Origin of the sequence: Streptomyces coacervatus (assembly GCF_029223485.1) — a bacterium.
Lineage (GTDB): Bacteria > Actinomycetota > Actinomycetes > Streptomycetales > Streptomycetaceae > Streptomyces > Streptomyces coacervatus.
In genome coordinates this window covers 352,813-378,068 of sequence record NZ_JARHTP010000001.1, presented here as the reverse complement: position 1 = coordinate 378,068, position 25,256 = coordinate 352,813, and the positions used below count along the sequence as shown (strand labels likewise).

The window sequence follows — 25,256 nt, the reverse complement described above, 5'->3', positions numbered from 1 at the left end:
AAAGAAGATGATCAAAGTGACCGAAGCAACCGCGACCGCGGGAGCACTCAAGCGCCTGTCCGACGAGGGCGTCTCCATCTGGCTGGACGACCTGTCGCGGCGCCGGATCGAGTCCGGCAACCTCGCCGAACTCATCGAGACCAAGCATGTGGTGGGCGTGACCACCAACCCCTCCATCTTCCAGGCCGCCATCGGCTCCGGCGAGGGCTACGAGGAGCAGCTCGCCGACCTGGCCGTCCGCGGCGTGACGGTCGACGAGGCCGTACGGATGATGACCACCGCCGACGTCCGCGCCGCCGCCGACGTCCTGCGGCCCGTGTACGACGCCACCGGCGGCCGCGACGGCCGGGTCTCCATCGAGGTCGACCCGCGTCTCGCGCACAACACGCCGGCGACGATCGCCGAGGCCAAGCAGCTCGCCTGGCTCGTCGACCGCCCGAACGTCATGATCAAGATCCCGGCGACCAAGGCGGGCCTCCCGGCGATCACCGAGGTCATCGGCCTCGGCATCAGCGTCAACGTCACGCTGATCTTCTCCCTGGAACGCTACCGCGAGGTCATGGACGCCTACCTGGCAGGCCTGGAGAAGGCCGCCGCCAAGGGCCTCGACCTCTCCACCATCCACTCGGTGGCCTCCTTCTTCGTCTCCCGCGTCGACTCCGAGATCGACAAGCGTCTGACGGTTCTGGGCACGGACGAGGCCCTCGCGCTGAAGGGCAAGGCGGCGCTCGCCAACGCCCGGCTCGCCTACGAGGCCTACGAGGACGTCTTCGGCGGTCCGCGCTGGACCGCGCTGTCCGGGGCCAAGGCCAACCGGCAGCGCCCGCTGTGGGCCTCCACCGGCGTGAAGGACCCCGCGTACAAGGACACTCTGTACGTGGACGACCTCGTCGCCCCGGGCACGGTCAACACCATGCCGGAGGCCACCCTCAACGCCACCGGCGACCACGGCGACATCACCGGCGACACGGTGACCGGCGGCTACGCGCAGGCCCGCGCCGACATCGCCGCCGTAGAGGCGCTCGGGATCTCCTACGACGAGGTCGTGCAGCAGCTCGAGGACGAGGGCGTCGCCAAGTTCGAGGTGGCCTGGCAGGACCTGCTGGACGCCGTGACGAAGTCCCTGGACAGCAAGGGAGTTGAGACGGAATGACCGAGGAAGCTGTGGTCGGGCCGGCGCTCGACTGGACCAACCCCCTGCGCGACGGGCGCGACCGCCGGCTCCCGCGCATCGCGGGCCCGTCCGGACTCGTCATCTTCGGCGTCACCGGCGACCTGTCCCGCAAGAAGCTGATGCCGGCCGTCTACGACCTCGCCAACCGCGGCATGCTGCCGCCGGGCTTCTCGCTCGTCGGCTTCGCCCGGCGGGACTGGGAGGACCAGGACTTCGCGCAGGTCGTGCACGACTCGGTGCGTGAGCACTCCCGCACCGAGTTCCGCGAGGAGGTCTGGCAGCAGCTCGCCGAGGGCATGCGGTTCATCCCGGGCGACTTCGACGACGACACGGCCTTCGACCAGCTGCGCCAGACCGTCGACGACCTGGACAAGGCCCGCGGTACGAGCGGCAACTACGCCTTCTACCTCTCCGTACCGCCGAAGTTCTTCCCGAAGGTCGTCCAGCAGCTGCAGAAGCACGGTCTTGCGGACGCGCCGGAGGGTTCCTGGCGGCGCGCGATCATCGAGAAGCCGTTCGGGCGCGATCTGACCAGCGCCCGCGAGCTGAACACGCTCGTGCACGAGGTGTTCGAGCCGGACCAGGTCTTCCGCATCGACCACTACCTGGGCAAGGAGACCGTCCAGAACATCCTGGCGCTCCGCTTCGCCAACCAGATGTACGAGCCCATCTGGAACCGGTCGTACGTCGACCACATCCAGATCACCATGGCCGAGGACATCGGCATCGGCGGCCGGGCGGGCTACTACGACGGCATCGGCGCCGCCCGCGACGTCATCCAGAACCATCTGCTCCAGCTGATGGCGCTCACCGCCATGGAGGAGCCGATCGCGTTCGACGCCGAGTCGCTGCTCACCGAGAAGCTGAAGGTCCTGAAGTCGGTGCGGCTGCCGGAGAAGCTGGGCGAGCACACGGTTCTGGCCCAGTACGCGGAGGGCTGGCAGGGCGGTGCGAAGGTCCTCGGCTACCTCCAGGAGGACGGCATCGACCCCCAGTCGAAGACCGACACCTACGCGGCCATCAAACTGGAGGTGGACAACCGCCGCTGGGCAGGCATCCCCTTCTACCTGCGCACCGGCAAGCGGCTGGGCCGCCGGGTCACCGAGATCGCGGTCGTCTTCAAGCGGGCGCCGCACTCCCCCTTCGACTCCACCGCCACGGAGGAGCTCGGGCAGAACGCGATCGTCATCCGGGTGCAGCCCGACGAGGGCATGACGGTCCGGTTCGGCTCCAAGGTGCCGGGCACCTCGATGGAGATCCGGGACGTGTCGATGGACTTCGCGTACGGCGAGTCCTTCACCGAGTCCAGCCCGGAGGCGTACGAGCGCCTCATCCTGGATGTGCTGCTCGGCGACGCCAACCTGTTCCCCCGTCACCAGGAAGTGGAAGAGTCCTGGAAGATCCTCGACCCGATCGAGGAGTACTGGGCGCGGCACGGCAAGCCGGCGCAGTACCCCTCGGGCAGCTGGGGACCCGAGGAAGCCGACGAGATGCTCGCACGAGACGGACGGAGCTGGCGCAGGCCATGAAGATCGACCTGACCGACACCACGGCAAGCAAGATCAACAAGGCGCTGGTGCAGGGCCGCCGCGCCATCGGCACACCGGCCGTGGGCATGGTCCTGACGATGGTCATCGTCACGGACGAGGAGAACGCCTACGACTCGATCAAGGCGGCCGAGGAGGCCTCGCACGAGCACCCCTCGCGCACCCTGGTCGTCATCAAGCGGCACGCCCGCACCCCGCGCGACCGCATGGCGTCCAAGCTGGACGCCGAGGTCCGGGTGGGCGCCGACGCCGGCACCGGCGAGACGGTCGTGCTGCGCACCTACGGCGAGGTGTCCGACCACGCCGACTCGGTCGTACTGCCGCTGCTGCTGCCGGACGCTCCGGTCGTCGTGTGGTGGCCGGGGGACGCGCCGAAGGTGCCCGCCAAGGACCCGCTCGGCGCCCTGGCGCAGCGCAGGATCACCGACCTGTACGCGGTCGAGAACCCGCTGGAGTCCCTGGAGCAGCGGGCCCGCTCCTACGCGCCGGGCGACACCGACCTCGCCTGGACCCGGCTGACGCCGTGGCGCTCGATGCTGGCGGCGGCCCTGGACCAGGCCCGCACGAAGATCGTCTCGGGGGCCGTGGAGGCCGAGGCCGAGAACCCGGCGGCCGAGCTGCTGGCGCGCTGGCTGGAGGCGCGGCTGAACGTGAAGATCGACCGTGTGGTCACCGCGGGACCGGTCGTCACGGCCGTCCGCCTGGGCACCGAGCACGGCGAGATCGTCATCGACCGCCCCGAGGGCCCGCTGGCCACGCTCACCCTGCCGGACCAGCCCTCGCGCACTCTCGCGCTGAAGGTCCGCACCACCTCCGAACTCATCGCCGAGGAGCTCAGGCGCCTCGACGCGGACGAGATGTACGCCGTCGCCCTGCGGGGCGAGGCCACCAAGGAGAAGGTCTCCCATGTCTGACTCTTCATCCGGCTCCCCCAGGCTCACCCGGCGCCCCGAGTGGACCGCCCTGGAGGACCACCGCGCGGACACCCTCCAGCGCCCGCGCCTGCGTGAGCTGTTCGCGGCGGATCCCGCCCGCGCCGAGCGGTATGTCGTGCGCGTCGGCGATCTGCGCATCGACTACTCCAAGCACCTGGTCGACGACGAGACCCTTGCCCTGCTGCAGGAACTGGCCGCCGCCACCGATGTGTTCGGGCTGCGTGACGCCATGTTCCGCGGCGAGAAGATCAACACGACCGAGGACCGGGCGGTGCTGCACACCGCGCTGCGGGCGCCCCGGGACGCGGTGGTCGAGGTCGACGGCGAGAACGTCGTCCCCCAGGTGCACGCCGTCCTGGACAAGATGAGCGACTTCGCCGAGCGGGTCCGCTCCGGCGCCTGGACCGGCCACACCGGCAGGCGCATCAAGAACGTCGTCAACATCGGCATCGGCGGGTCCGACCTCGGTCCGGCGATGGCGTACGAGGCGCTGCGCACCTTCACGGCACGGGAGTTGACGTTCCGCTTCGTCTCCAACGTGGACGGCGCCGACCTCCACGAGGCGGTACGCGACCTCGACCCGGCGGAGACCCTGTTCATCGTCGCGTCGAAGACGTTCACCACGATCGAGACCATCACCAATGCCACGTCGGCCCGCTCCTGGCTGCTGAACGGCCCCGGCGGGCTCGGCGAGGAGAAGGCGGTCGCCAAGCACTTCGTGGCGCTGTCGACGAACGCCGGCAAGGTCACCGAGTTCGGCATCGACCCGGACAACATGTTCGAGTTCTGGGACTGGGTCGGCGGCCGCTACTCCTTCGACTCGGCGATCGGCCTGTCGCTGATGATCGCGATCGGCCCGGACCGGTTCCGGGAGCTGCTCGACGGCTTCCACATCGTCGACGAGCACTTCAAGACCGCCCCCGCGGAAGCCAACGCCCCGCTGATCCTGGGTCTGTTGGGCATCTGGTACGGCAATTTCTTCGGCGCCGAGTCGCATGCGGTGCTGCCGTACAGCCACTACCTGTCGAAGTTCACGGCGTATCTGCAGCAGCTGGACATGGAGTCCAACGGCAAGTCCGTCGACCGCGACGGCCATGTGGTGGGCTGGGAGACCGGTCCGGTGGTGTGGGGCACACCCGGCACCAACGGGCAGCACGCCTACTACCAGTTGATCCACCAGGGCACCCGGCTCATCCCCGCTGACCTGATCGGGTTCGCGCGTCCGGCGGGCGAGCTGAGCGACGAACTGGCGGCCCAGCACGACCTGCTGATGGCCAACCTGTTCGCGCAGGGCCAGGCGCTGGCCTTCGGCAAGACCGCCGACGAGGTGCGCGCGGAGGGGATCCCCGAGGAGCAGGTGCCGCACCGCACCTTCCAGGGCAACCACCCGACCACCACCATCCTGGCGAAGGCACTCACCCCCTCCGTCCTCGGCCAGCTGATCGCCCTCTACGAGCACAAGGTGTTCGTCCAGGGCGCGATCTGGAACATCGACTCCTTCGACCAGTGGGGCGTCGAGCTCGGCAAGGTGCTCGCCAAGCGCGTCGAGCCCGCACTGACCGAAGGCGCGGACGTCCCCGGCCTCGACCCCTCCACCACCGCACTAGTGGCCGCCTACCGCGACCTCAAGGAAGGCAACTGAAATGCAGATCGGCCTCATCGGTCTCGGCAAGATGGGCGGCAACATGCGCGAGCGGATCCGCCGCGCCGGCCACACCGTCATCGGCTACGACCGCAACCCCGACCTCTCCGACGCGGCGAGCCTCGCCGAACTGGTCGACAAGCTCGAAGCCCCGCGCGTGGTCTGGGTGATGGTCCCGGCGGGCGGCCCCACCCAGTCCGTCGTCGACGAGCTCGGCGGCCTGCTCTCCCCCGGCGACACCGTCGTCGACGGCGGCAACTCCCGCTGGACGGACGACGAGAAGCACGCCGAGGAGCTCGCCGCCAAGGGCATCGGCTTCGTCGACGCGGGCGTCTCCGGCGGCGTGTGGGGCCTGCAGAACGGCTACGCGCTCATGGTCGGCGGCGACAAGGAGCACGTCGACCGCCTCCAGCCGATCTTCGAGGCGCTCAAGCCCGAAGGCCCGTACGGCTATGTCCACGCGGGCAAGGTCGGCGCCGGGCACTTCTCCAAGATGGTCCACAACGGCATCGAGTACGCCATGATGCAGGCCTACGCCGAGGGCTGGGAGCTGCTGGAGAAGGTCGACTCGGTGGACAGCGTGCGCGAGGTCTTCCGCTCCTGGCAGGAGGGCACGGTCATCCGCTCCTGGCTGCTCGACCTGGCGGTCAACGCCCTCGACGACGACGAGCACCTGGACAAGCTGAAGGGCTTCGCGCAGGACTCGGGCGAGGGCCGCTGGACCGTCGAGGCGGGCATCGACAACGCAGTCCCGCTGCCCACGATCACCGCCTCCCTCTTCGCCCGGTTCGCGTCCCGCCAGGACGACTCCCCGCAGATGAAGATGATCGCGGCGCTGCGCAACCAGTTCGGCGGGCACGCCGTCGAGTCGAAGTAGGCGCGCCGTGGGGGACCTTCTCCTGGTCCGCCACGGCGAGACGGAGTGGAGCGTGTCGGGACAGCACACCAGCTGGACCGACCTGCCCCTCACCCAGCACGGTGAGGAGCAGGCCAAGTCGCTCGCTCCACTCCTCTCGCAGCGGACCTACGCACTCGCCCTGACCAGCCCGCTCGGCCGCGCCATCCGCACAGCCGAACTCGCGGGCATCCCCGCGGCCGCCGTCGAGCCCGACCTGCACGAGTGGGACTACGGCGCCTACGAGGGCATCACCACCGTCGAGATCCACCGCACCCGCCCCGACTGGAACCTGTGGACGGACGGAGTGCCGCCCGGCCCGGACGGACACCCCGGCGAATCCCCGGAACAGATCGGCCGGCGCGCCGACCGCGTACTGGCCCGCGTGAGCGCGGCCCTCCCCGACGGGGACGTGGTCCTGGTGGCCCACGCCCATTTCCTACGGGTGCTGACGGCCCGCGGGCTGGGTCTGGCCCCGGCGGACGGCCGCCTCTTCCAACTGGCAACGGGCACCGTCAGCCGCCTGTCGACCGAGCACGACCGCCCCGTCATCGCCGAGTGGAACAGCCGCCCCTGACACTCAGCCCCGCGCCCTGAAGGGGCGCGGGGAACTGCGCGACCAGCCACGATGGCGCCGCAGCCGATCGACGGCAGATCACAGCCCGCGGCAGAGCCGCAGAGGCCCCGCGGCGCAGCCGCACATCGGTACAGCCCGCGGAGCGACTAAAGCACGTCTCCGAACTCGCTCAACACCCCAGGCGGGGCAAGGGCGTTGACGTAGTGGCCCGGGCCGTGGTCGTCGAAGGAGTACTTGAACGGGATGGTGCGGGTCAGCGCCAGGCGGGTCGCGAAGAACGCCAGCGGCGCCACCACCGCGAGACCCGCCAGGCTGTCCATCTGCGGGTAGTGCAGGCCCGGTTCGGGGACCTCGGTCCAGCCCTCACCGCCGGCCCGCAGCAGGGGCTGCACGGACCGCCGGAACCCTTCGGTGACGCGGACCAGCAGCCCGCCCCAGTCCCGGTCGACGGCCGTGCGCAGGATGTCGCTCGGCAGGGTCAGGCTCTCGATCGCCGAGTCGGCGGCGAAGGTGAGCGTGGCGTCGACGGGGCCGTGCCGCCTGCGGTAGTGGAACTCGCGGCCGAAGGGGGCGTACGGGCCGACCGGCCGGGGCGGCAGGGCGGGCACCACGTCCCGGTCGAAGATGTAGCGCAGCAGCCGGTCGCGCAGCACGTAGTTGTCCAGCGGGCCGGGTGTCTCCTCGCAGGCGCGGGCCAGGTCGGGGCCGCCGACCATGGGCTGGCCGAAGGTGTAGACGCCCTTGAGCTTCTCGGCGATGTGCCGGTAGCGCGGCTCGTGGACGAGGGTGACCGCCATGACGGCCGCCATGGCGGCGCCGAGGCTGTGCCCGGTGATGTAGAGGGCCTCCAGGCCGCCGCCGCGAGTGCCCTGCTCCTCGGGGTTCAGGGACTCGCCGCGCACGGCGCGCTCCAGGGCCTCGATGATCAGATGCCGCGTGGCGCGGACGTTGCGGTAGAAACCGGCGTGGACCTCGTACTTGCGGCCCTCCAGCTCGACGGTGAGCGTCTCCGGCCGTACGTCGGCGTCGGTGAGGATGCTGATGATGTCCTCGGGCTGGGTGCCGCGGTAGCAGAGGATCGCCACCCTGCGGTCCTTGTCCTGGATCAGATAGGCGGCGGACGCGATGTACATGGCGTCCACGCGCTGCTCGAAGGCCCGGCAGTCGTTCTCCTCCAGGCCCAGCCGCGCCATGATCATGGCGACGGTCTCCACATCGCTGTGCTGCTCGAATCCGGCGTACGAGTAGGCCGAACAGGTCGCCAGCACATGCGGCACGACTCCGTCCGGGTCGGGCTGGTGCTTGTCCTCCACGAGCCGTTCCACCAGGTCGGGGTAGACCGGGAAGCTGCTCGGATCGGTCTTGGGCTTGCACGGGCGCAGCGCGGCATAGCTGGGCCCTTTGACGTATGTGTCCCGCATCTGGGACCTCCCCCGGGACGTCTGCAGGTGATGGGCCCCCACCATGGCCCCGAACCGTCACCGGGATGGAGTCGTTCCCCGGCCACGGCGGGGGCGGCGGGTGGGGCTGCTGGGGAAGGAAAGCATCCGCGGGGCGGGCACGGGAGATTACGGCTCCCTCACACGCCCGCCTGACGTGCGCAAACGCGACTCACCGTGGAATTGTTCACATGAGGCGCAAGGTGGCGCACATCGGCGCGAACCATCGCTGCGAGCGCGCCTCGGCCACCACTAGCGTGCAGGGCCCTGTCCCGTACGTATCCGTGCGTGAGGAAACGACCGATGGCCGAGACCGGGCAGCAAGAGCCGCAGTACGAGCGATACGAAGGCGGTAGTCCCGAAGCGGAACGGCTGGTGTTCGAGCAGCTCGCCGCCGAACTGATGAAGGTGCAGGTCAAGAACAGGAAGGCGGGGGGAGGCGGTATCGCCCGGACCTTCCATGCCAAGGCGCCGGTGGCCGTGGACAACGCGCGGCTGCGCTTCCACGACGATCTCCCCGCCGCGCTGCGCGTGGGGTTCGCCCAGCCGGGCGCCGAGTATCCGGCGACGGTACGGCTGTCCAACGCGAGCGGCATCCGGCAGGGCGACGGCTCGCCCGACCTGCGCGGCGCAGCCGTACGCGTGCAGGTCTCGGACGAGGAGAGCCACGACCTGTTGGCGACGAGCTATCCCGTCTCGCACGCCCGCAACGCACGGGAGTTCGTGGCCTTCGCGAAGGCGATGGCGGGTGCCAGGAGCCCGGTGCAGAAGGCGTTCGGGCTGTTCGTGAGGCTGCCGCTGGCCGTGGGCCTCGGCACCGCGAACCGGATGCGCCGCAATGTCCAGGCGGCCACCCGGCACACCGTCAATTCCTTTGCCAACGAGACGTTCTGGAGCCGCGGCGCGGTCCTGTGGGGCGAGGCGGGACCGGTGCGGTACCTGTTCCGGCCCGCGCCCGGCACGCCCGCGGCGCCCGCTCCGGACCGCCAGGACCCGGACGCTTTGCACCGGGAGTTCGCGCGCCGGTTGGCACAGGGGGACGTCAGCTACGACCTGTGCGTGCAGCGGTTCGTCGACGAGCGGCGCACTCCGGTCGAGGACGCCGCGGTGGAGTGGAAGGACGGGGTGTCGCCCGCGATCGCGATCGCCCGCCTCACCATTCCCGGCCAGGACCTGAACACCGCCGAGGCCCGCGCGACCGTCCGCCGGATCGAGGACCTCACCTTCAACCCCTGGTACACCACGGACGACTTCCGTCCGCTCGGCAACATCAACCGGGCCCGGAAGGCCGCGTACCAGGCGGCGAGCGCACACCGGCTGGGCCTGAAGTTCGTCACCGAGGAGCCGTTGCAGAACCGCATCCTGGGCCGCCCCATGGAAGCGGCCTTCGCCCTGCTGAACCGCTATGTCCCCTGGCACCGGCTGCCGTTGCAGCTGAGCCTGCTGAACCTGGTGTTCCTGCGCAAGGTGCTGCGCCGCCGCAACCTGATGGACACCGAGGTGCGCGAGGCACCGCCGAAGGCTCAGCAGGTGCCGGCGCCGATCCCGGAGCAGCTGCGCGGCGAGCGGTCGTACGACGGGACGTACAACGATCTGTCGGCCCCGAAGATGGGCGCGGCGGGAGCCACCTTCGGCCGCAACCTGAAGCCGGACTACCGCCCCGACCTCTTCGACACCCCGAACCCGGTCACCGTCAGCCGTCAGCTCCTGTACCGCGAGGCGTTCGTGCCCGCGACCTCCCTCAACATCCTTGCCGCTGCCTGGATCCAGTTCCAGGTGCACGACTGGGTCAACCACCGCCGCTACAAGCCCGGCGAGCGCAGCGTCGAGGTACCCCTGCCGCCCGGCAGCGGCCCCTGGCACAACACGCCCGGCGGGCCCGGCGAGAACGTGATGCGGTTCGCGGAGAACGAGGGCATCGAGGTGCCGGGCCGCCCGCCCATCCTGTTCGCCAACAACGCCACCCACTGGTGGGACGGCTCCGAGGTGTACGGCGAGGACGAGCAGACCGCCCGCTTCCTGCGCGAGGCCGACGGGCGCGCCGAACTCCGCCTGGAGGACGGCCACCTGCCAGGCGGCAGCAACGGTCATGTCCCGCTCACCGGCTTCAACGAGAGCTGGTGGATGGGCCTGAGTGCCATGCACACACTCTTCGCCCGCGAGCACAACGCGGTGTGCGCCGCGCTGCGCGCCGAGTACCCGTCGATGAGCGAGGAGCGGATCTACCAGACCGCCCGGCTTGTGGTCTCCGCACTGATCGCGAAGATCCACACGGTGGAGTGGACCCCGGCGATCCTCGCCACCGAGGCGATCGACATCGGGCTGCACACCAACTGGCAGGGCCCGCCGAAGAACTGGCTGAACCAGCTGGGACTGTGGCTGTTCGAGGCGCATTCGCTGGTGGGCATTCCGAAGACCCTGCCCGACCACCACACGGCGCCGTACTCGCTGACCGAGGACTTCGTCACCGTCTACCGGATGCACCCGCTGGTCCCGGACGACTTCGAGCTGCGTGAGCACCACTTCGGGCAGCGCATGGAGACGGTAAGCTTCCTGGACATCCAGGGCGGTGCGGCGGAAGCGCAGATCCGCAAGACGGGGCTGACGAACACCCTCTACTCGTTCGGCATCGCCCACCCGGGCGCGATCACCCTGCACAACTACCCGCGCTCGCTGCAGCAGTTCGAGCGGGACGGGGAGATCATCGACCTGTCGGTGGTGGACCTCGTACGCACCCGTCGGCGTGGCGTGCCGCGCTACAACGACTTCCGCGCGGGCCTGCACAAGCAGCGCATCCGCTCCTTCGAGGAGCTGACGGAGAACGCCGAGACGCTGGCCCGCCTCAAGGAGGTCTACAGCTCGGTCGACGAGATCGACACCGTGGTCGGGCTGTTCGCGGAGAACCCGCCGACCGGCTTCGGATTCAGTGACACCGCCTTCCGCATCTTCATCCTGATGGCTACGCGGCGCCTGCAGTCCGATCGCTTCCTCAACGTCGACTACCGGCCCGAGGTGTACACACCGCTCGGCATCGACTGGGTGGAGCGGGGCGGCATGAACTCCGTCATCCTGCGGCACTGCCCGGAGCTGGCGGCCCTGCTGCCGCGCGGGGCGAGCGCGTTCGCGCCGTGGCGGACGGTGCGGCCGACGAGCGACGGGGACATGCACGGGGGCCGTGAATGAGCACCGTCGACGGTCATCCGGGGCTGGCCGACCTGTTCGGCCGCCCCCTGCTCGACACGGTCTGGCACCGGCGCACCCACCGCGTCAGCCGGGGCGCCTCGGTGCCGGCCGGGTCGATGAGCTACCGCTCCCCGCACGCCCAGCAGCCGCTGTCGGAGCTGGAGGAGGCGGTGCTGATCGCCATCACCGGCTGTACGGGCCTCACCATGCCGGACCGCCCCTTCGAGGACCCCCGCGACGGCAAACCCATCATGGCCAAGCCCAACCTGACCATGGCGGGCCGCACCGCGGGCAGCCCCGACAACGCGCAGGGCACCCACTTCTTCATGATCAACGACACGGGTACGTACTACCTGCGCAAGCTGCCGCCGGCTCCCCAAGAGCCGTTCGACGCCGAGACGTTGGCGGCGCGGGCGGCGCAGTCCAAGGTGAAGGTCCTCGACCACCGGCTCGACGTTCCGCAGGACAAGCGGGACTTCCCCGCGTACCTGGACTCGAACCGCTTCCTGTCCAACCTGGCGGGGACGACGGTGTTCTTCCCGGTCGTCGACCTCTCCCACCAGTACATCAACGCGTTGATGTATCTGCTGACCCAGCCGGACGGCGCCCGCCCGACCCTCGTCGACGACCGCAACTTCTATCGCCCCGCCGGCGTGAAGAAGTGGGTCAGGAACGGCTTCCTGAACGGCGACCTGAAACTCCCGCTCGGCGCGCTCGGCCCGATGCGCACGCAGATAGAGGCGGACCTGCTCCTGCAGAACCTCATGCTCACGGCGGAGGGAATGGGCCTCGGCGCCTGGATCCACGCGTCGATGAACCCCCAAATAGCCCTGGGCGACCCGAAGTTCTCGCGCACCTATGGCAAGATGCTCGGCTTCACCTTCGTCACCCCGCGCTGGCGGCTGGCGGACGTATGGCGCTGGCACGTCCCACTGCCCAAGTACGCGACCCTGCGCTCGCACCCGGTGGGGCTCACCTCCCGGGAGGGCGAAGCCCTCATCGCGGCCGCGTGTCCGCCCGCGCACAAGTCGATGTCGGACGCGGTGGATTCGGTGATCACCTCGAAGTTCGGCTCCGGCGGCATCTACACCGACAAGGACGTCTTCACCCGCATCTACAAGGAGGACTACGGGCAGCGCTATCTCGCGGAGGCCAGCGAGTACGAGGAGCGGGTGATCGACTGCGCCCGCGACATCTGCGAGTACGTCATCCGCACGCACCGCCGCTTCCCGGCGCACACGGACGCGATCCATGTCCCGGGGATCTGGCTGCAGACCCATCACGTGGAACGGGAGTACTACGAGCGGTTCTTCGTGAACGGGCTGACGGAGACCCACCGGCGCCATGCGGAGCTCTGGGATTAGAGTCCCGCAGTGTGGAGATCAATGATCTGACGCCGGCCGAGCAGCAGGTGTGGCGGGCGTTCGCAACGGGGGCGGCGGTCGACTTCCGTGAGGAAGACGACGAAGACACGGCTGAGGGCGCGCAGTGGGGGCCCGAACGGACGGTTCGGGCAACCGTGTTGCGCGCCCTTCTGCTCAACGGGCCGCAGGAACCGGGCGAGATAGCCGCGGTCAAGCTGGCGGGAGCCCGGATCACCGGGGTCCTCGATGTGCGGTACGGCACGAGCGACTTCGCCATCCGGCTGAGCCACTGCCACTTCGACGAGGTGCCGCTGCTGTACGGCGCCCGGTTCCGGCAGCTCAACCTGAGCAACTCGGTGCTGCCGGGGCTGACCGCCGCGACCCTGCGGGTGGAGGGCGTACTGCGGCTGACGGACTGCCGGATACGGGGGCCCGTGCGGCTCGGCGGGGCACACATCGCGGGGGCCATCTTCATGGACCGGGCCGAGCTCTCGGCGCCGGACGAGACCGTGCTCGAACTCAACCACGTCACCATCGGCGACGACCTGTGGGCGCCCGGACTGCGGGCGGAGGGCGAGGTGCGCCTCAACGGGGCCGAGGTAGCCGGGTCGATCAGGCTGAACGACGCACGGCTCGACCGTCCGGGCCGCGTCGTCCTAGACGCGGAAACCCTGACCGTGCACGGCGATGTCCTCATGCGGAAAGTGCGCACGCGCGGGTGGATCGGCCTGCGAGGCGCCCACATCGGGGGCTGCCTCGAACTGTCGTACGCACGACTGTCGAACCCCGGGGACGCGGCACTACGGGCGAGCAGCTCCAGCATCGGGGAACTGTGGCTGCGGAAGGGCCCGCCCATGGAGGGCGACCTGAATCTGCGCCGCGCCCAGATCGAGGTCCTGGTCCTGGAACCGGAGATGCTGCCCACCCGGGTGTTCCTCAGCGACCTCGCCTACACCTCGCTCACCCCGCACGTACCCGCCGAGCACCGCCTGCCGATGCTGGAACGGGACGGCGACGGCTATGTCCCGTACGCCTACGAGCAGTTGGCCACCTCGTACCGCCGGGTCGGCGACGACCACGCGGCTCGTATGGTCCAACTCGCCAAGCAGCGCCGCCTGCGCACCACCCGCGCCTGGTACGGCCGCCTCTGGGGCTACGTCCAGGACGCCACCGTCGGCTACGGCTTCCGCCCGCTGCGCGCGGCCGTATGGCTGCTGTCGCTCCTCGCGATCGGCTCGATCGCCTACGCCCTGCACCACCCCCACCCGCTGAAGGCGTCGGAGGCCCCGCACTTCAACCCGGTCTTCTACACCCTCGACCTGCTGCTCCCGGTGATCTCCTTCGGCCAGGAGGAGGCGTTCGCACCGGACGGCTGGTACCAGTACCTCGCCTACGCCCTGATCATCACCGGCTGGATCCTGGCCACGACGGTCGTCACCGGCGTGACCAGAACCGTCAGCCGCCAGTGAGGCGCCGCGCGGCATGCTGCGCGGCCAGGCGCACGGGCGCGTTCTGAGCGCCGTACCCCCGATACCCCCCGTCGCGCTGGACGAGCTCGAAGAAGACCCGCCCCACGGTCCGCGTGTAGCAGTGCCGGAACTCCCCGTACGCATCCCGGTCGTAGAGGATCCCGAGCTCGCGATACATGTCCAGCTCCCCCTCCTCGAACTCGAACCGGGCGGCCAGGTCGTCGTAGTAGTTCGCGGGCATCGGCAGCAGCAGCCCCCCGGCCGCACGGAAACGACGCGCCACCGCCACCACATCCCCCGCCGCCAGCGCGATGTGCTGGGCGTGCACCGTGTCGTCGGCGGGCGCCGCGCCGACGGACAGGGCGATACGCACGCTGCCGTCGGCGTCGGTGACGGCACGGCTGCGCAGCAGACCGTACGGGTCGGCGACATCGACGCTCTCCTGGGCGGCCAGGCCGAGGACACTGCGGTGGAAGAGGGTGGCCTCGTCGAAGTGGTGCCAGGGCTGGACGAGGGCGAGATGGTCGATGCGCGTGACGCCCGTATCGGGCGCGGCATGCGGGACGTCCTCGAAGTCTGCGCGCCAGTTGGCGAGTTGGGGCCGGTCCGTCGCACAGAAGAACAACTCCGTGCCGTCGGGGGCGGCCACGGCATCCAGCAGGGCGTCCTCGCTCGCACGACGGCGCGGCAGCACGGGCGCCAGCAGCGCCTCGGCGCGACGCGCGGCACCCGCCGGGTCCGGGGACTCCAGACCGATCGCGGCGAGCCCGGTGCCGTCCCGTCGGGCGGCCGGCCCGGTGTTGACGAGCACTCGGGCCTCTCCCGCCTGCCACAGATAGACCGGCTTGCTGCGGTGCCGTGCGCTGCGGGCGAAGCCCAGCGCAGCCAGGACCGCCGAGACCGGCTCGGCATCGGGCGTGACCAGCTCGGCGAAGGCGACGCCGGTGGGAACGACGGGGGCGGGCAACTCGGCCAGCCCCACCGCCTCCTGGAGGACCAGGAGGGAGCGGTGCGCGTCCACGGCGGTCGGACCGGCCTCGGCCTGCCGGAAGACGTCGTTGAAGACCTCCAGGGAAAGCGGCCCGGAGTACCCCGTGCGCAGCACATGCCGCACAAGCCCGGCGATGTCGAAACCGCCCTGCCCCGGGAAGCAGCGGTAATGACGGCTCCACTGCAGCACATCCATCGCGAGCAGAGGCGCGTCCGCGAGCTGCAGATAGAAGATCTTCTCGCCGGGAATGTCCTCGATGCCCTTGGGATCGGACCCACGGGAGAGAATATGAAAACTGTCGAGGCAGGCACCGAGCGCCGGATGATCCGCCGTCTCGACAATGCGCCAGGCATGGTCGTACGTACTGACGTGCCGCCCCCAGGCGAGCGCCTCGTAGGCGACACGGATGCCGAAGTCCTGGGCCAGATCGGCAAGTTGGCTCAACTGCCGGGCGGCGAGGTCGTCGTCGTCGACGGCGAGCGGGGAGACACTGGAACAGACGAGCACGGTGTCCGTCCCAAGCCGCCGCATGAGCTCGAACTTGTGCCGGGCCCGCCGCAGATTACGCCCGAACTCCTCCTCAGGCACGGCCTCGATGTCCCGCATCGGCTGGTAGAGATCGATAGTGAGCCCGAGGTCGGCACAGCGGGCACGGATCTCCTCCGGGGCAAGGGGGCTGGCAAGCAGATCGTTCTCAAAGATCTCAACACCGTCGAACCCGGCCCGAGAGGCAGCCGTCAGCTTTTCGGTGAGGGAGCCACTGAGGGAAACGGTGGCAATAGACGTAAGCATGGCCCTGCTCCTTCAAACCGCCGGTACGACAGCGCCCCTATAGGGGCGCGGGGCTGTGTCAATTTGCGGCTCCGCCGCGTGGGCGCGATCAACCACAAACGACCCGCACCGTTCAAACCACCTTGCGCACCGAGCTCTCGAACCCACCCGCCATCTCCGCAATGTCCGCCAACATTCGCGCACTCTCGGGCTCCCGCCCGGTGAACAACCGAAATGCATCCGCAGCCTGAAAAACAGCCATCCCACCCCCGTCCAAGACGGCACAGCCAACCGCCCTGGCGGCACGCAACAACTCCGTCTCCAACGGCCGATAGACAACCTCGGCAACCCACAACCCGGGGTGCAGGAGCTCAGCCGGGAAGGGCAGACCAGGATGGGCGGCCATCCCGGTGGGAGTGGCGTGGACAACACCGTCGGCGGCGGCCACCAGCCGACCCAGCTGGTCAGGTGCGGCCCAGGCCGCCCGCCCTGCACCGAAGTGCCGATTCAGCCCGGCAGCAAGATCCGCCGCCCGATCGGCGAGCGCATCGACGACGGTCACGCGCTCGGCGCCCAGCGTGAGCGTGGCGTGCGCAACAGCCGCCCCGGCCCCGCCGGCGCCCAGCTGCACCACCCGCTCCAGCGAAGCATCCGGCAGCCCGCGCGCGAACGATGCGGCGAACCCCGTGACGTCCGTGTTGTGCCCCACGGCACGACCGTCCTCGAACACGACCGTGTTGACCGCCCCGAGCGCCTCGGCCTGCGGGGCGAGCGAGTCCAGGTGCTCGATGACGAGCTGCTTGCACGGATGCGTGATGTTGAGCCCGTCGAAGCCCAGGTCCCGCGCGGCCCGCACCAGGTCGCCGACCGCCTCCGGGGGCAGGCCGAGCACGTCGATGTCGATGAGCCGGTACACATAGCGCAGGCCCTGCCGGTCCGCCTCCCGCTCGTGCAGCGCCGGGCTGAGCGACGGGCCGATTCCGGAACCGATCAGTCCGACGAGATACGAGTCCTTGGCCACGGAGCCTCCTGAGCCGAGCATTAATGTACGAACTAGTACGTTAGCTATATCAGCCGGGAGGCTCCCTGGGAAGACGCCGACCGCGCCGCCCGGCCCGCCTTCTAGAATCTGCGGCACTGGCCGTACTCCCGAAGGAACCCGATGACCAGCGTCGACGAACCGGCACGACCGAACGGGCGGATCCGCGACGCCGCCCGCACCCAGGCCGAGATCCTCGACGTGGCGACGCAGGAGTTCGCGCGGGCCGGCTACGACGGCGCCCGCGTCGACGAGATCGCCGCCCGCACCCGCACCACGAAGCGGATGATCTACTACTACTTCGGCGGCAAGGAGCAGCTGTTCACAGCCGTCCTGGAGCGGGCGTACGGCGTGATCCGCGAGGCCGAGCAGAAGCTGGACGTCGAGCATCTGGACCCGGTCGCGGCCATCCGGCGCCTGGCCGAGCTGACCTTCGACCACCATGAGCAGCACCCGGACTTCATCCGCCTGGTCAGCATCGAGAACATCCACGGGGCCGAGCACATCGCCGCCTCGGAGAAGCTCGGCAGGATCGGCTCCCCCGCGCTCGACGTGATCCGCCGCATCCTGGCCGCCGGGCAGGAGTCCGGGCTGTTCACGGCCGATGTCGACGCGGTCGACCTGCACGCGATGATCAGTTCCTTCTGCTTCTTCCGGGTCGCCAACCGGCACACGTTCGGCGCCCTGTTCGGGCGCGATCTGGTCGACCCCGCCCAGCGCGAGCACTACCGCACCATGCTCGGCGACATGGTGATCGCCTACCTGACGGCGGAGCGGGCGGCCGACTGAGGCGGCGGGGCGCCACCCCTTGACACCCGGGAAACGTGGGCGCAACATCCCTACCCACCGGGACTAACTATCCAGTGGGTTAATTAGCCGCGATCCGGCACCCGCGTCTCTCCTCTTCGCTCACTCCGTTCTCTCCCGCTCACTCCACCTACGCTGGAGTTCCCTCTAAGGAGCACGCCGTGTCCGTCCCCGCCGACGCCGTCGGGCAGCCGAAGAAGGCGGCAGCCGCCGCCTGGATCGGCAGCGCCCTGGAGTACTACGACTTCTTCATCTACGGCAGCGCGGCTGCACTGATCTTCCCGAAGGTCTTCTTCGACGAGTCCGACCCGGCCACCGCGACCCTGCTGTCGCTGGCCACGTTCGGTGTCGCGTATGCGGCCCGGCCGGTCGGTGCACTCTTCCTCGGCCACTTCGGCGACCGTGTCGGCCGTAAGAAGATCATGGTCTTCACGCTGATCCTGATGGGTCTGTCGACGTTCCTCATCGGCTGTCTGCCCACCCGCGCCCAGGTCGGCGGCCTGGCGCCGGTCCTCCTGGTCGCCTGCCGCGTCCTGCAGGGCATCTCGGCGGCGGGCGAGCAGGCCAGCGCGAACTCGATGACGCTGGAACACGCGCCACCGAACAGGCGCGGCTTCTTCACCAGCTTCACGCTCAGCGGCACGCAGGGCGGCCAGCTCATCGCCACCCTGGTCTTCCTGGCCGTCGCCCAGCTTCCCGACGACCAGCTGATGTCCTGGGGCTGGCGGGTCCCGTTCTGGGCGAGCGTCGTGGTGGCCGTCGTCGGCTTCGTCATCCGCCGCAAGCTCCAGGAGACCCCGGCCTTCGCGAAGCAGGCGGCCGCCGAGGGTGTCGTGAGGCTGCCGCTGGCGGTGCTGCTGCGTGAGCACTGGGTGGACGTGCTGCGGGTGATCGGGGGCGCGCTCATCGCCTCGGTCTCCACGATCTTCACGGTCTGGGCCCTCGCCTACGCCACCAGCGACTCGGTCGGCATGTCCCGCTCCGCCATGCTGTGGGTGGGCGCACTCGCCAACCTCGTGGCACTCGCCGCGATCCCCCTGTGGGCCACCCTGTCCGACCGCATCGGCCGCCGTCCCGTCTTCCTGATCGGCGCGTCCGGCAGCGCGATCGCCATGTTCGGCTATCTGTGGGCGATCTCGACGGGCAACTACCCGCTGATCCTCATCCTGGGCATCGTCGCCTTCGGCGTCGTCTACAGCGCCGCGAACGGCGTCTGGCCCTCCTTCTACGGCGAGATGTTCTCCACCCGCGTTCGCCTGTCCGGCATGGCGATCGGCACCCAGATCGGCTTCGCCGTGGCGGGCTTCGCGGTCACGTTCGCGGCGCAGATCGCGGGCCCCGACGGCAAGGACTGGTCATCGGTGGCCCTGTTCACCGCCGCCCTCTGCGTCCCACCGCTCATCGCAGCCCTCTCGGCCCGCGAGACCCACAAGGTCCCGACGGAACACCTGGGCGAGCGAGCCGCCCAGGGTGCATCCCAGCCGGAGACAGTCACCGCCTGAGGCCCCCCGGGCACCGGATTGCCACAGCGGCTCCGGCGCCCGGGACTCCGGCATCCCCAAGCTGGCAGGACGAACCACGCTACGGTCCGGCAGCCCCCTCAAGGGGCGCGGGGAACTGCGCGACCAGCCACAACGGCGCCGCAGCCGAAAGAAGCCGCATCACAGCCCCGCGGCGGAGCCGACCAGCAGCGCCGTCCAAGCCTCGGCAACCCGCTCCAGCGCAAACCCCTCCCGAGCCTGCTCGCGCGCCACCGCCCCGGCCTCCCGCCAGGGACCCGCACCCCCGGCCTCGTCCTCCACCAGCGAGGCGATGCTCTCCGCCATGGCCTCGGAGCTGTCGTGGATCCACCGCCGGTCGTAGATCTCGTCCGCGCCGGGCCACGGCAGCAGTGCGGGTACGGCCCCGGAGGCCATCCCCTCGGCCGGGGAGAGGTGAAAGCTCTCGTCGTCGCTGGTGGACAGGACATGGCCGATGCGCCGCAGCCAGCCGGGGACGTCAGGGCCGAACTCGTCGAAGACGACGGCCCCTTCGAGCAACGGCAAGGTCTGCATACGGCGCAGGACGGCGTCGTAGTGTGCACGCTCTTCGGGCTTGTTCCAGATCCACCAGTACTCCCACGGCGGCTTCGACTTGACCGACAGCTGCCAGCGCCGGTCGCGGGCGCGCAACTTCTCCAGGACGTCAAGGCCGAGGTCGAGGCGTTTGCGGCTGGGCGCGATGCCGATCATGCCGAGTCGGAAGGGGGCGCCGGGCGCCTTGGGCCGGTCGAGCTGGTGGGTGTCGACCCAGTTGGGGATGACGGTGACCTTGGACTGCGGCCAGCCGGTGCAGGCGACTGCCCGTCGACGGTAGTGCGGGCTGACGCACACCACCCGGTCGACCGCGTCGATGTCGACCTGCCGGGGCCACTCGGCGTCCAGCTCGAAACGGTGCAGCCGCACGACGAGCCGGCTGCCGGGCCGCTTGTGGCGGCTGTACCAGACGGCCGCCGGACCACACCACTCGACGACCACCACATCGGCCCAGTCGGCGAGTTCACGGCTCGCGGCGGGGTCGTGCCGGGCAAGCGCGGGCCAGGTGTCGAGCCGTACGTCGAGGCCGGGCAGTGCGCGGAAGTGGTCGAGGAGCCGGGTCAGGAACTTCAGGTCATGGCCCGCGACACCGACCCGCAGCGGACGGGATCGGGCGGCCACGACGGCCGGTGCCGACGGAAAGGCGAGGTCGAGGTGGCTGCGCCAGCGGGCGGCCGCGCCCCGAAGGGTGTACCGCCCTGCGACCGCCCGGCAGCGGTCGGCGGCCAGGCGCCGCGCCCCGGGTTCGCGCACGGCGCGCGCAACGGCCTCGGCCGCGTCGTCGAAGGTCGCGCGCCCGGGGACGTAGAGCGGATAGTCGCTGCCGAGCAGCGCCTCGTGCGCGGGCGTCCGGTTGAGCACCACGGGCAGGCCGAGCGCCCCGAACTCCAGGACCTTGGTGGACAGTTCGAGGCTGGCGTCCAGAACGGGGTCCCGCCAGCCGAGCCCCAAGTCGCACCCGGCGGCGATGCGCATGGCCTCCTCGCGGGGCTGTCCGCCGTGGTGGCGGACGCCGGGGGCGCCGCCGCGCAGCGCCTGTGCCATGTCGGACCGGAAGTCCGGGTGCGCGGGGTCGTCGTGGATCTTGTCGCCCACGGTGTGGAGTTCGGCCCGGATGCCCTGCCCGGCGAGGAGTTCCGGGAGCCGGGTCATGGGCAGGGTGTTCCAGCGGGGCGCGAACTTACCGGTGTAGACGAGTCGCACGGGATCGTGCATCGTGTCGCCGCGCTCCGGCACGGGGAAACCCGGCTCGGGCACGGCGGGCGGGCTGAGCACGCACCGTCCGCAGGCATCCGGCACCCAGGTCTCCAGGAAGCACCGCAACTCCTCGGTCTGGCAGAGGAGTTGGGCGCAGACGGCGGCGATACGGGCCAGTTCCTCGCGCGCTTCCTCGGTCATCTCGGAAGCCGACTGCGGAATGTCCGTCAGGTAGGCCCAGATCCGCCCGTCGAAGGTGCCGTCGGCGACGACCCGGGTGACCAGCCTGCGCCCGCGCAGCACCAGCAGATCGCAGGGCTCGTCCTCGTCCAGCCGCGCCAGCAGCTGCGAGGCCTGGACCGGCGACAGGGGACGTCCCTGCTGCCCGGACACGAGCCGCTCCTCGTTCGGCCGCACGACCGTGACACCGGGCAGTCCCGCCAACGGATCCGTCAACCGCCCAGTCTGCACAGGCGACTTGAGGACCAGCCGGGTCTCGCACCCCGCCAGGGACAGCGCCTGCACCGTCGACTGGGCCCACACGGCGGAGCCGTCGATGAGGTTGAGGTCGACGTCGCCGTAGACGAGCGCCTTGATTGTGCGGGTCATGAGGGCTCCTTCCCGCGTACGGCCAGCAGGCGGTACCCGCGGCCGGACCAGCTGCCGGGCGGCGCGCCGGTCAGATACAGCGACCGGTGGACGAGAAGCGGGCGCAGTTCGGGTACGAAGGTGTAGTCGTCGTCGGCCGGGGTGTGGCCCAACGCATCTGCGCCCGACCACTCCTGAGCTGTCATCAGGTCGAGCAGGAGGGTCCCGGCACGTTCCTCGGACAGGTCCGTCCAGTCGGCGATCCAGGATGCGGCGGGCGGACCCTGGTGCACCGCCACTCCGGAGGCTGCCAGTTCGTCGAGGTCGAGGCTCGCCGGCTCGGGCACGATCACCTCGGCCGGCCGGTGGTGCTGGCCGAGCACATACGCGGTGAGCGCCGCCACGTCATCCCGGTCCCGCGGATCGGCGACGACCGCGACGCGACGCCCGGCCAGCGGGTCCGGGCCGCCGACCAGCCGCGCCAGCTCCGCCAGCCGCACACGGGTGCTGTCGTGACGGAACGCTTCCCGGAGCCGTTCCCTGCCTTCGGCGGCAGGGTCGAGCCGGGAGAGCCGTACACCCGTGTCCGCGTCGAGGACGGCGTCCCAGGCGAACTCCGCCAGTCCGGGAGCGCCCGTGGCGGGAGCGTCCCGCCACAGGACGGCCGACCGGCCCAACGCCCTTGCCTCGGCGAGGAGTTCGGCCAGTCGCCGGTCCAGGTCCGGTGCCAGGCCGGTGCCCACGAGCGACCAGGGGCCGCTCTCGCCCGTGCAGGCGCTCAGCTGCACGACCACCGCGTCCGGGTCGGTGCGCTCGACGAGCAGGCGTCCGTCGTGCGGCAGGAGACGGTTGACAATCGCGTCCGGCGCGAAGTCCTCGGCGGTGCGGTCGGTGAGGATACCCGCGATCACCAGACGGTCGCGGGGAGTCGAGGAAAGGGCGCGGTGGGCGAGGTGGAGGCGGCCGTCGACGACGGCATCGTCCCGCTCAGGGGCCCGTTGTGTCCCGCCGGGTGCCCGTCCGGCTGCCTGCCGTCGCCCGCGCCACAGCCCGTACAACTCGCCCGGCAGCCGGACCGCCCCGCGGCGCGGCGCCCGCGCCGCTGCCACCAGGGCCTTCCCGACCCGGAGCGAGGTCGAGCCCTCCAGCATGGCCACGCGCGCCTCCAGCACGCCGACCCGGTCCCGGGCCGCCCGCAGAGCGGACGCCAGCTGCTCCTTCTCCCGTACGGCGGCGGCCAGTCGCTCGGCGGCGGAGTCGTCGCGGGCGGCGTCGAGGGCGCGGGCGGTCTCCTCGGCCGTGTGTTCCAGGTCGAGCGCCCGGGCCCGTACGGCACGGGAGACGAAGTCGGCGAGGACGTACTCGTCGGCGATGCGCAGCGCGGTGGCGAGGCCGTCCGACTCCACCGGGCTGCCGAACCAGTCGTGCGACGGCAGGAGTTCGTCGGTGCAGACGAAGACCGCGCCCGCGTGCAGATGCGCGTAGTCGAGGGCGGCGGCGCGCAGGACCTGGCACTGGTGGGCGACCAGGTCGTCGAGGAGCCGGTGGTAGGGCAGTTCGGGTGCACGGTGACCGAAGAGGAGCAGGCCGCGGCCGCCGGGGCGCATCCGTGCCAGGACGGCTCGGCAGTGCTCCTCGTCGCCGTGCAGGCCGGGGTCGGGGCCGTAGGAGAGGACCACCAACTCACCCTTGCCGACCGCCTGTTCGCCGTCCCGCAGCTCGACTCCGGGCGGCAGGTGCAGATAGGGCGCGAGGCGCAGGCCGCGGCCGGCCGTCGCGTCCACGACGGTGGTGACGCCGTCCAGATGGGGGCGCAGCAGATCGGTGAGGCGCATCAGCGGGTCCTCGTGAAGACGTGGAAGCCGACCAGGTTCTCGCGGAAGCCGTACGGCTGGAAGCGGGTGTGGGTCAGGCCGAGGGGTTCGATTTCCCTGCGGTAGGCGGCAGTTGGGCGGTGCAGTATGTAGGTGCCGCGTGCGGTGCGCCCGGTCGTGTCCTCGTCGGTGAGGATCAGTCGTCCGGTCACGCGCACGAGCGAGGCCAGGTTGCGCAGGGCGGCCGCCCACTCGGCGTCGTCCAGGACGTGGAAGAGGACGTCCACGCACAGGACGAGGTCGTACGGCCATGGGCTGCGGAAGTCGGTGAGCGCGGTGACCGTGTAGCGCGGGCCGCCGCCCTCGGTGCGAGCCTGCGCGATCGCCTCGGGGCTGGCGTCGAAGGCGTCGACGCAGTGGCCGCAGCGGGCCAGGCCGCGGGCGAAGTGCCCTTTGCCGCAGCCGGCGTCGAGTACGAAGAGGGGGGCCTCGGGGCTCGACAGATCGCCGATCAGGGTGAGCAGGGCGCCGAGGCGCTGCGCGTAGAAGATCTCGTTGCCGGGGCGGTCCAGGCCGATGTGGCCGCCGGAGGCGAGGTCGTCGCGTTCACGGTGGCGGGTGTCCCAGTACCGGTGGGAGCGGGTGCGGTGGTCAGTCATGGCTCTCCAGCCAGTGCGTGAGCACCCGGGCGATACGGGGGCCGGACCTTCCGTCCCACAGGGGCGGGGCTTCGGCGGGGGCGGGCGCGGAGCCGTTCAGCACCTTGTGCAGGGCGGGTGCCAACTCGGCAGCTGTGACCAGGCGGTTGGTGCCGTGGGTGACGGTCACCGGGCGTTCGGTGGTGGTGCGCAGGGTCAGGCACGGGACGCCGAGCACCGTGGTCTCCTCCTGGACGCCGCCCGAGTCGGTGATGACGGCGGCGGCGCCACGGACCAGGCTCATGAACTCGACGTAGCCGAGTGGTTCGAGCAGATGGACGCCCGGCGCGTCGGCGAGTCCGGCGGCGCGCAGTGCCGCCGCCCCGCGCGGGTGCAGGGGTACGGCGAGGTCGAGGTGGGCGGCGGACTCGGCCAGGGCGCGGGCCGCCGTGCGGGCCGCCTCGGGGTCGTCGACGTTGGCGGGGCGGTGCAGTGTGACGACGCCGTAGCGCTCGGGCAGGCCGCAGGCGGTGCGGGCGGCGGCCGGGTCGAGGCGGTCCAGATGGGTGAGCAGGGTGTCGATCATCGGGTTGCCGACGAAGTGGACGCGGCCGGGATCGACGCCCTCGCGGGCGAGGTGGCCGACGGCCTCCGGGCTGGTGGCGAGGAGCAGCTCGGCGAGCTGGTCGACCAGGCGGCGGTTGACCTCCTCCGGCATCGCCATGTCGAAGCTGCGCAGGCCCGCCTCCACATGGGCGACCGGGATGCCGAGCTTGGCGGCGACGAGGGCGGCGGCGAGGGTGGAGTTCACGTCTCCGTAGACGACGGTCAACGCGGGTGCGCGGGCCGTCAGCTCGGCCTCCAGCGCCACCAGCAGGTCGGCGGTCTGCCGGGCGTGGCTGCCGGAGCCCACGCCGAGGTCGGTGTCCGGCTCGGGCAGGCCGAGCTGGCGGAAGAAGACGTCCGACATCCGCTCGTCGTAGTGCTGGCCGGTGTGGACGAGGACCTGCTCGCAGCCCGCGGCGCGCAGGGCGGCGACGACCGGGGCGGCCTTGACGAAGTTCGGCCGGGTGCCGACGACGTGGAGGATGCGGCCGTTCATGCGGTACCC

Annotated in this window: 18 protein-coding genes; 11 read left to right on the top strand and 7 right to left on the bottom strand. The window is 70.6% G+C overall.

The window, feature by feature from the left end:
* Nucleotides 1–7 precede the first annotated feature (7 nt).
* The 6 genes from tal to P2Q00_RS01645 are packed head-to-tail and all read left to right on the top strand — an operon-like array spanning nucleotide 8 to nucleotide 6,770.
* Nucleotides 8–1,153, top strand: coding sequence for a transaldolase (tal, locus tag P2Q00_RS01670; protein ID WP_275768726.1), 1,146 nt, complete (start codon nucleotides 8–10; stop codon nucleotides 1,151–1,153).
* Nucleotides 1,150–2,703, top strand: a complete 1,554-nt coding sequence (gene zwf, locus P2Q00_RS01665) for a glucose-6-phosphate dehydrogenase (protein ID WP_275768725.1) — start codon at nucleotides 1,150–1,152, stop codon at nucleotides 2,701–2,703. Before tal ends, zwf begins: the two co-directional genes overlap by 4 nt.
* Nucleotides 2,700–3,635 carry a glucose-6-phosphate dehydrogenase assembly protein OpcA gene (gene opcA / locus P2Q00_RS01660; protein ID WP_275768724.1) on the top strand — a complete coding sequence of 312 codons (936 nt, stop codon included), beginning with the start codon at nucleotides 2,700–2,702 and terminating at the stop codon, nucleotides 3,633–3,635. The genes zwf and opcA overlap by 4 nt, the downstream gene beginning before the upstream one ends.
* Nucleotides 3,628–5,298: a glucose-6-phosphate isomerase gene (gene pgi, locus P2Q00_RS01655; RefSeq protein ID WP_275768722.1), complete on the top strand. Its 1,671-nt coding sequence runs from the start codon at nucleotides 3,628–3,630 to the stop codon at nucleotides 5,296–5,298. The genes opcA and pgi overlap by 8 nt, the downstream gene beginning before the upstream one ends.
* Before the next feature lies 1 nt (nucleotide 5,299).
* Nucleotides 5,300–6,175 (top strand): phosphogluconate dehydrogenase (NAD(+)-dependent, decarboxylating), encoded by an 876-nt coding sequence (gnd, locus tag P2Q00_RS01650; RefSeq protein ID WP_275768721.1) that lies wholly within the window; start codon nucleotides 5,300–5,302, stop codon nucleotides 6,173–6,175.
* A 7-nt stretch (nucleotides 6,176–6,182) separates the two neighbouring features.
* Nucleotides 6,183–6,770, top strand: a complete 588-nt coding sequence (locus P2Q00_RS01645; protein WP_275768719.1) for a histidine phosphatase family protein — start codon at nucleotides 6,183–6,185, stop codon at nucleotides 6,768–6,770.
* A 146-nt stretch (nucleotides 6,771–6,916) separates the two neighbouring features.
* Here P2Q00_RS01645 and P2Q00_RS01640 read toward each other — a convergent pair whose 3' ends face one another.
* Nucleotides 6,917–8,191 (bottom strand): lipase family protein, encoded by a 1,275-nt coding sequence (locus tag P2Q00_RS01640; RefSeq protein ID WP_275768718.1) that lies wholly within the window; start codon nucleotides 8,189–8,191, stop codon nucleotides 6,917–6,919.
* Between the two features lie 321 nt (nucleotides 8,192–8,512).
* Here P2Q00_RS01640 and P2Q00_RS01635 point away from each other — a divergent pair, with 321 nt between their 5' ends.
* The 3 genes from P2Q00_RS01635 to P2Q00_RS01625 are packed head-to-tail and all read left to right on the top strand — an operon-like array spanning nucleotide 8,513 to nucleotide 14,225.
* Nucleotides 8,513–11,392, top strand: coding sequence for a peroxidase family protein (locus tag P2Q00_RS01635; RefSeq protein WP_275768716.1), 2,880 nt, complete (start codon nucleotides 8,513–8,515; stop codon nucleotides 11,390–11,392).
* Nucleotides 11,389–12,756 (top strand): hypothetical protein, encoded by a 1,368-nt coding sequence (locus P2Q00_RS01630; protein ID WP_275768715.1) that lies wholly within the window; start codon nucleotides 11,389–11,391, stop codon nucleotides 12,754–12,756. Before P2Q00_RS01635 ends, P2Q00_RS01630 begins: the two co-directional genes overlap by 4 nt.
* A gap of 11 nt (nucleotides 12,757–12,767) precedes the next feature.
* Nucleotides 12,768–14,225 (top strand): translocation/assembly module TamB domain-containing protein, encoded by a 1,458-nt coding sequence (locus P2Q00_RS01625; RefSeq protein WP_275768714.1) that lies wholly within the window; start codon nucleotides 12,768–12,770, stop codon nucleotides 14,223–14,225.
* Here the strand turns inward: P2Q00_RS01625 and P2Q00_RS01620 are convergent.
* The gene (locus P2Q00_RS01620; protein ID WP_275768712.1) at nucleotides 14,212–16,008 is read right to left on the bottom strand and encodes a bifunctional sugar phosphate isomerase/epimerase/4-hydroxyphenylpyruvate dioxygenase family protein; all 1,797 of its coding nucleotides are present in this window, start codon (nucleotides 16,006–16,008) and stop codon (nucleotides 14,212–14,214) included. The two genes, P2Q00_RS01625 and P2Q00_RS01620, sit on opposite strands and share 14 nt — an antisense overlap.
* 112 nt (nucleotides 16,009–16,120) lie before the next feature.
* Entirely contained in the window at nucleotides 16,121–17,008 is an 888-nt protein-coding gene (locus P2Q00_RS01615) for a shikimate dehydrogenase (protein ID WP_275768711.1), read from the bottom strand.
* Between the two features lie 141 nt (nucleotides 17,009–17,149).
* On the opposite strand from P2Q00_RS01615, the gene P2Q00_RS01610 reads away from it, so the two are divergent.
* On the top strand, nucleotides 17,150–17,815 hold the full coding sequence (locus P2Q00_RS01610) for a TetR/AcrR family transcriptional regulator (RefSeq protein WP_275768709.1): 666 nt from the start codon (nucleotides 17,150–17,152) through the stop codon (nucleotides 17,813–17,815).
* Nucleotides 17,816–17,994: 179 nt separating this feature from the next.
* Nucleotides 17,995–19,335 carry an MFS transporter gene (locus P2Q00_RS01605; protein WP_275768708.1) on the top strand — a complete coding sequence of 447 codons (1,341 nt, stop codon included), beginning with the start codon at nucleotides 17,995–17,997 and terminating at the stop codon, nucleotides 19,333–19,335.
* 159 nt (nucleotides 19,336–19,494) lie between these two features.
* On the opposite strand, the gene P2Q00_RS01600 is transcribed toward P2Q00_RS01605, so the two are convergent.
* The 4 genes from P2Q00_RS01600 to wecB are packed head-to-tail and all read right to left on the bottom strand — an operon-like array spanning nucleotide 19,495 to nucleotide 25,247.
* Complete coding sequence (locus P2Q00_RS01600) at nucleotides 19,495–21,714, bottom strand: glycosyltransferase (protein ID WP_275768706.1); 2,220 nt, start codon at nucleotides 21,712–21,714, stop codon at nucleotides 19,495–19,497.
* The gene (locus P2Q00_RS01595) at nucleotides 21,711–23,528 is read right to left on the bottom strand and encodes an amino acid adenylation domain-containing protein (protein ID WP_275768704.1); all 1,818 of its coding nucleotides are present in this window, start codon (nucleotides 23,526–23,528) and stop codon (nucleotides 21,711–21,713) included. The genes P2Q00_RS01600 and P2Q00_RS01595 overlap by 4 nt, the downstream gene beginning before the upstream one ends.
* Nucleotides 23,528–24,166, bottom strand: coding sequence for a class I SAM-dependent methyltransferase (locus tag P2Q00_RS01590; protein WP_275768702.1), 639 nt, complete (start codon nucleotides 24,164–24,166; stop codon nucleotides 23,528–23,530). The genes P2Q00_RS01595 and P2Q00_RS01590 overlap by 1 nt, the downstream gene beginning before the upstream one ends.
* The gene (gene wecB, locus P2Q00_RS01585) at nucleotides 24,159–25,247 is read right to left on the bottom strand and encodes a non-hydrolyzing UDP-N-acetylglucosamine 2-epimerase (protein ID WP_275768700.1); all 1,089 of its coding nucleotides are present in this window, start codon (nucleotides 25,245–25,247) and stop codon (nucleotides 24,159–24,161) included. The genes P2Q00_RS01590 and wecB overlap by 8 nt, the downstream gene beginning before the upstream one ends.
* Between the last annotated feature and the right edge of the window lie 9 nt (nucleotides 25,248–25,256).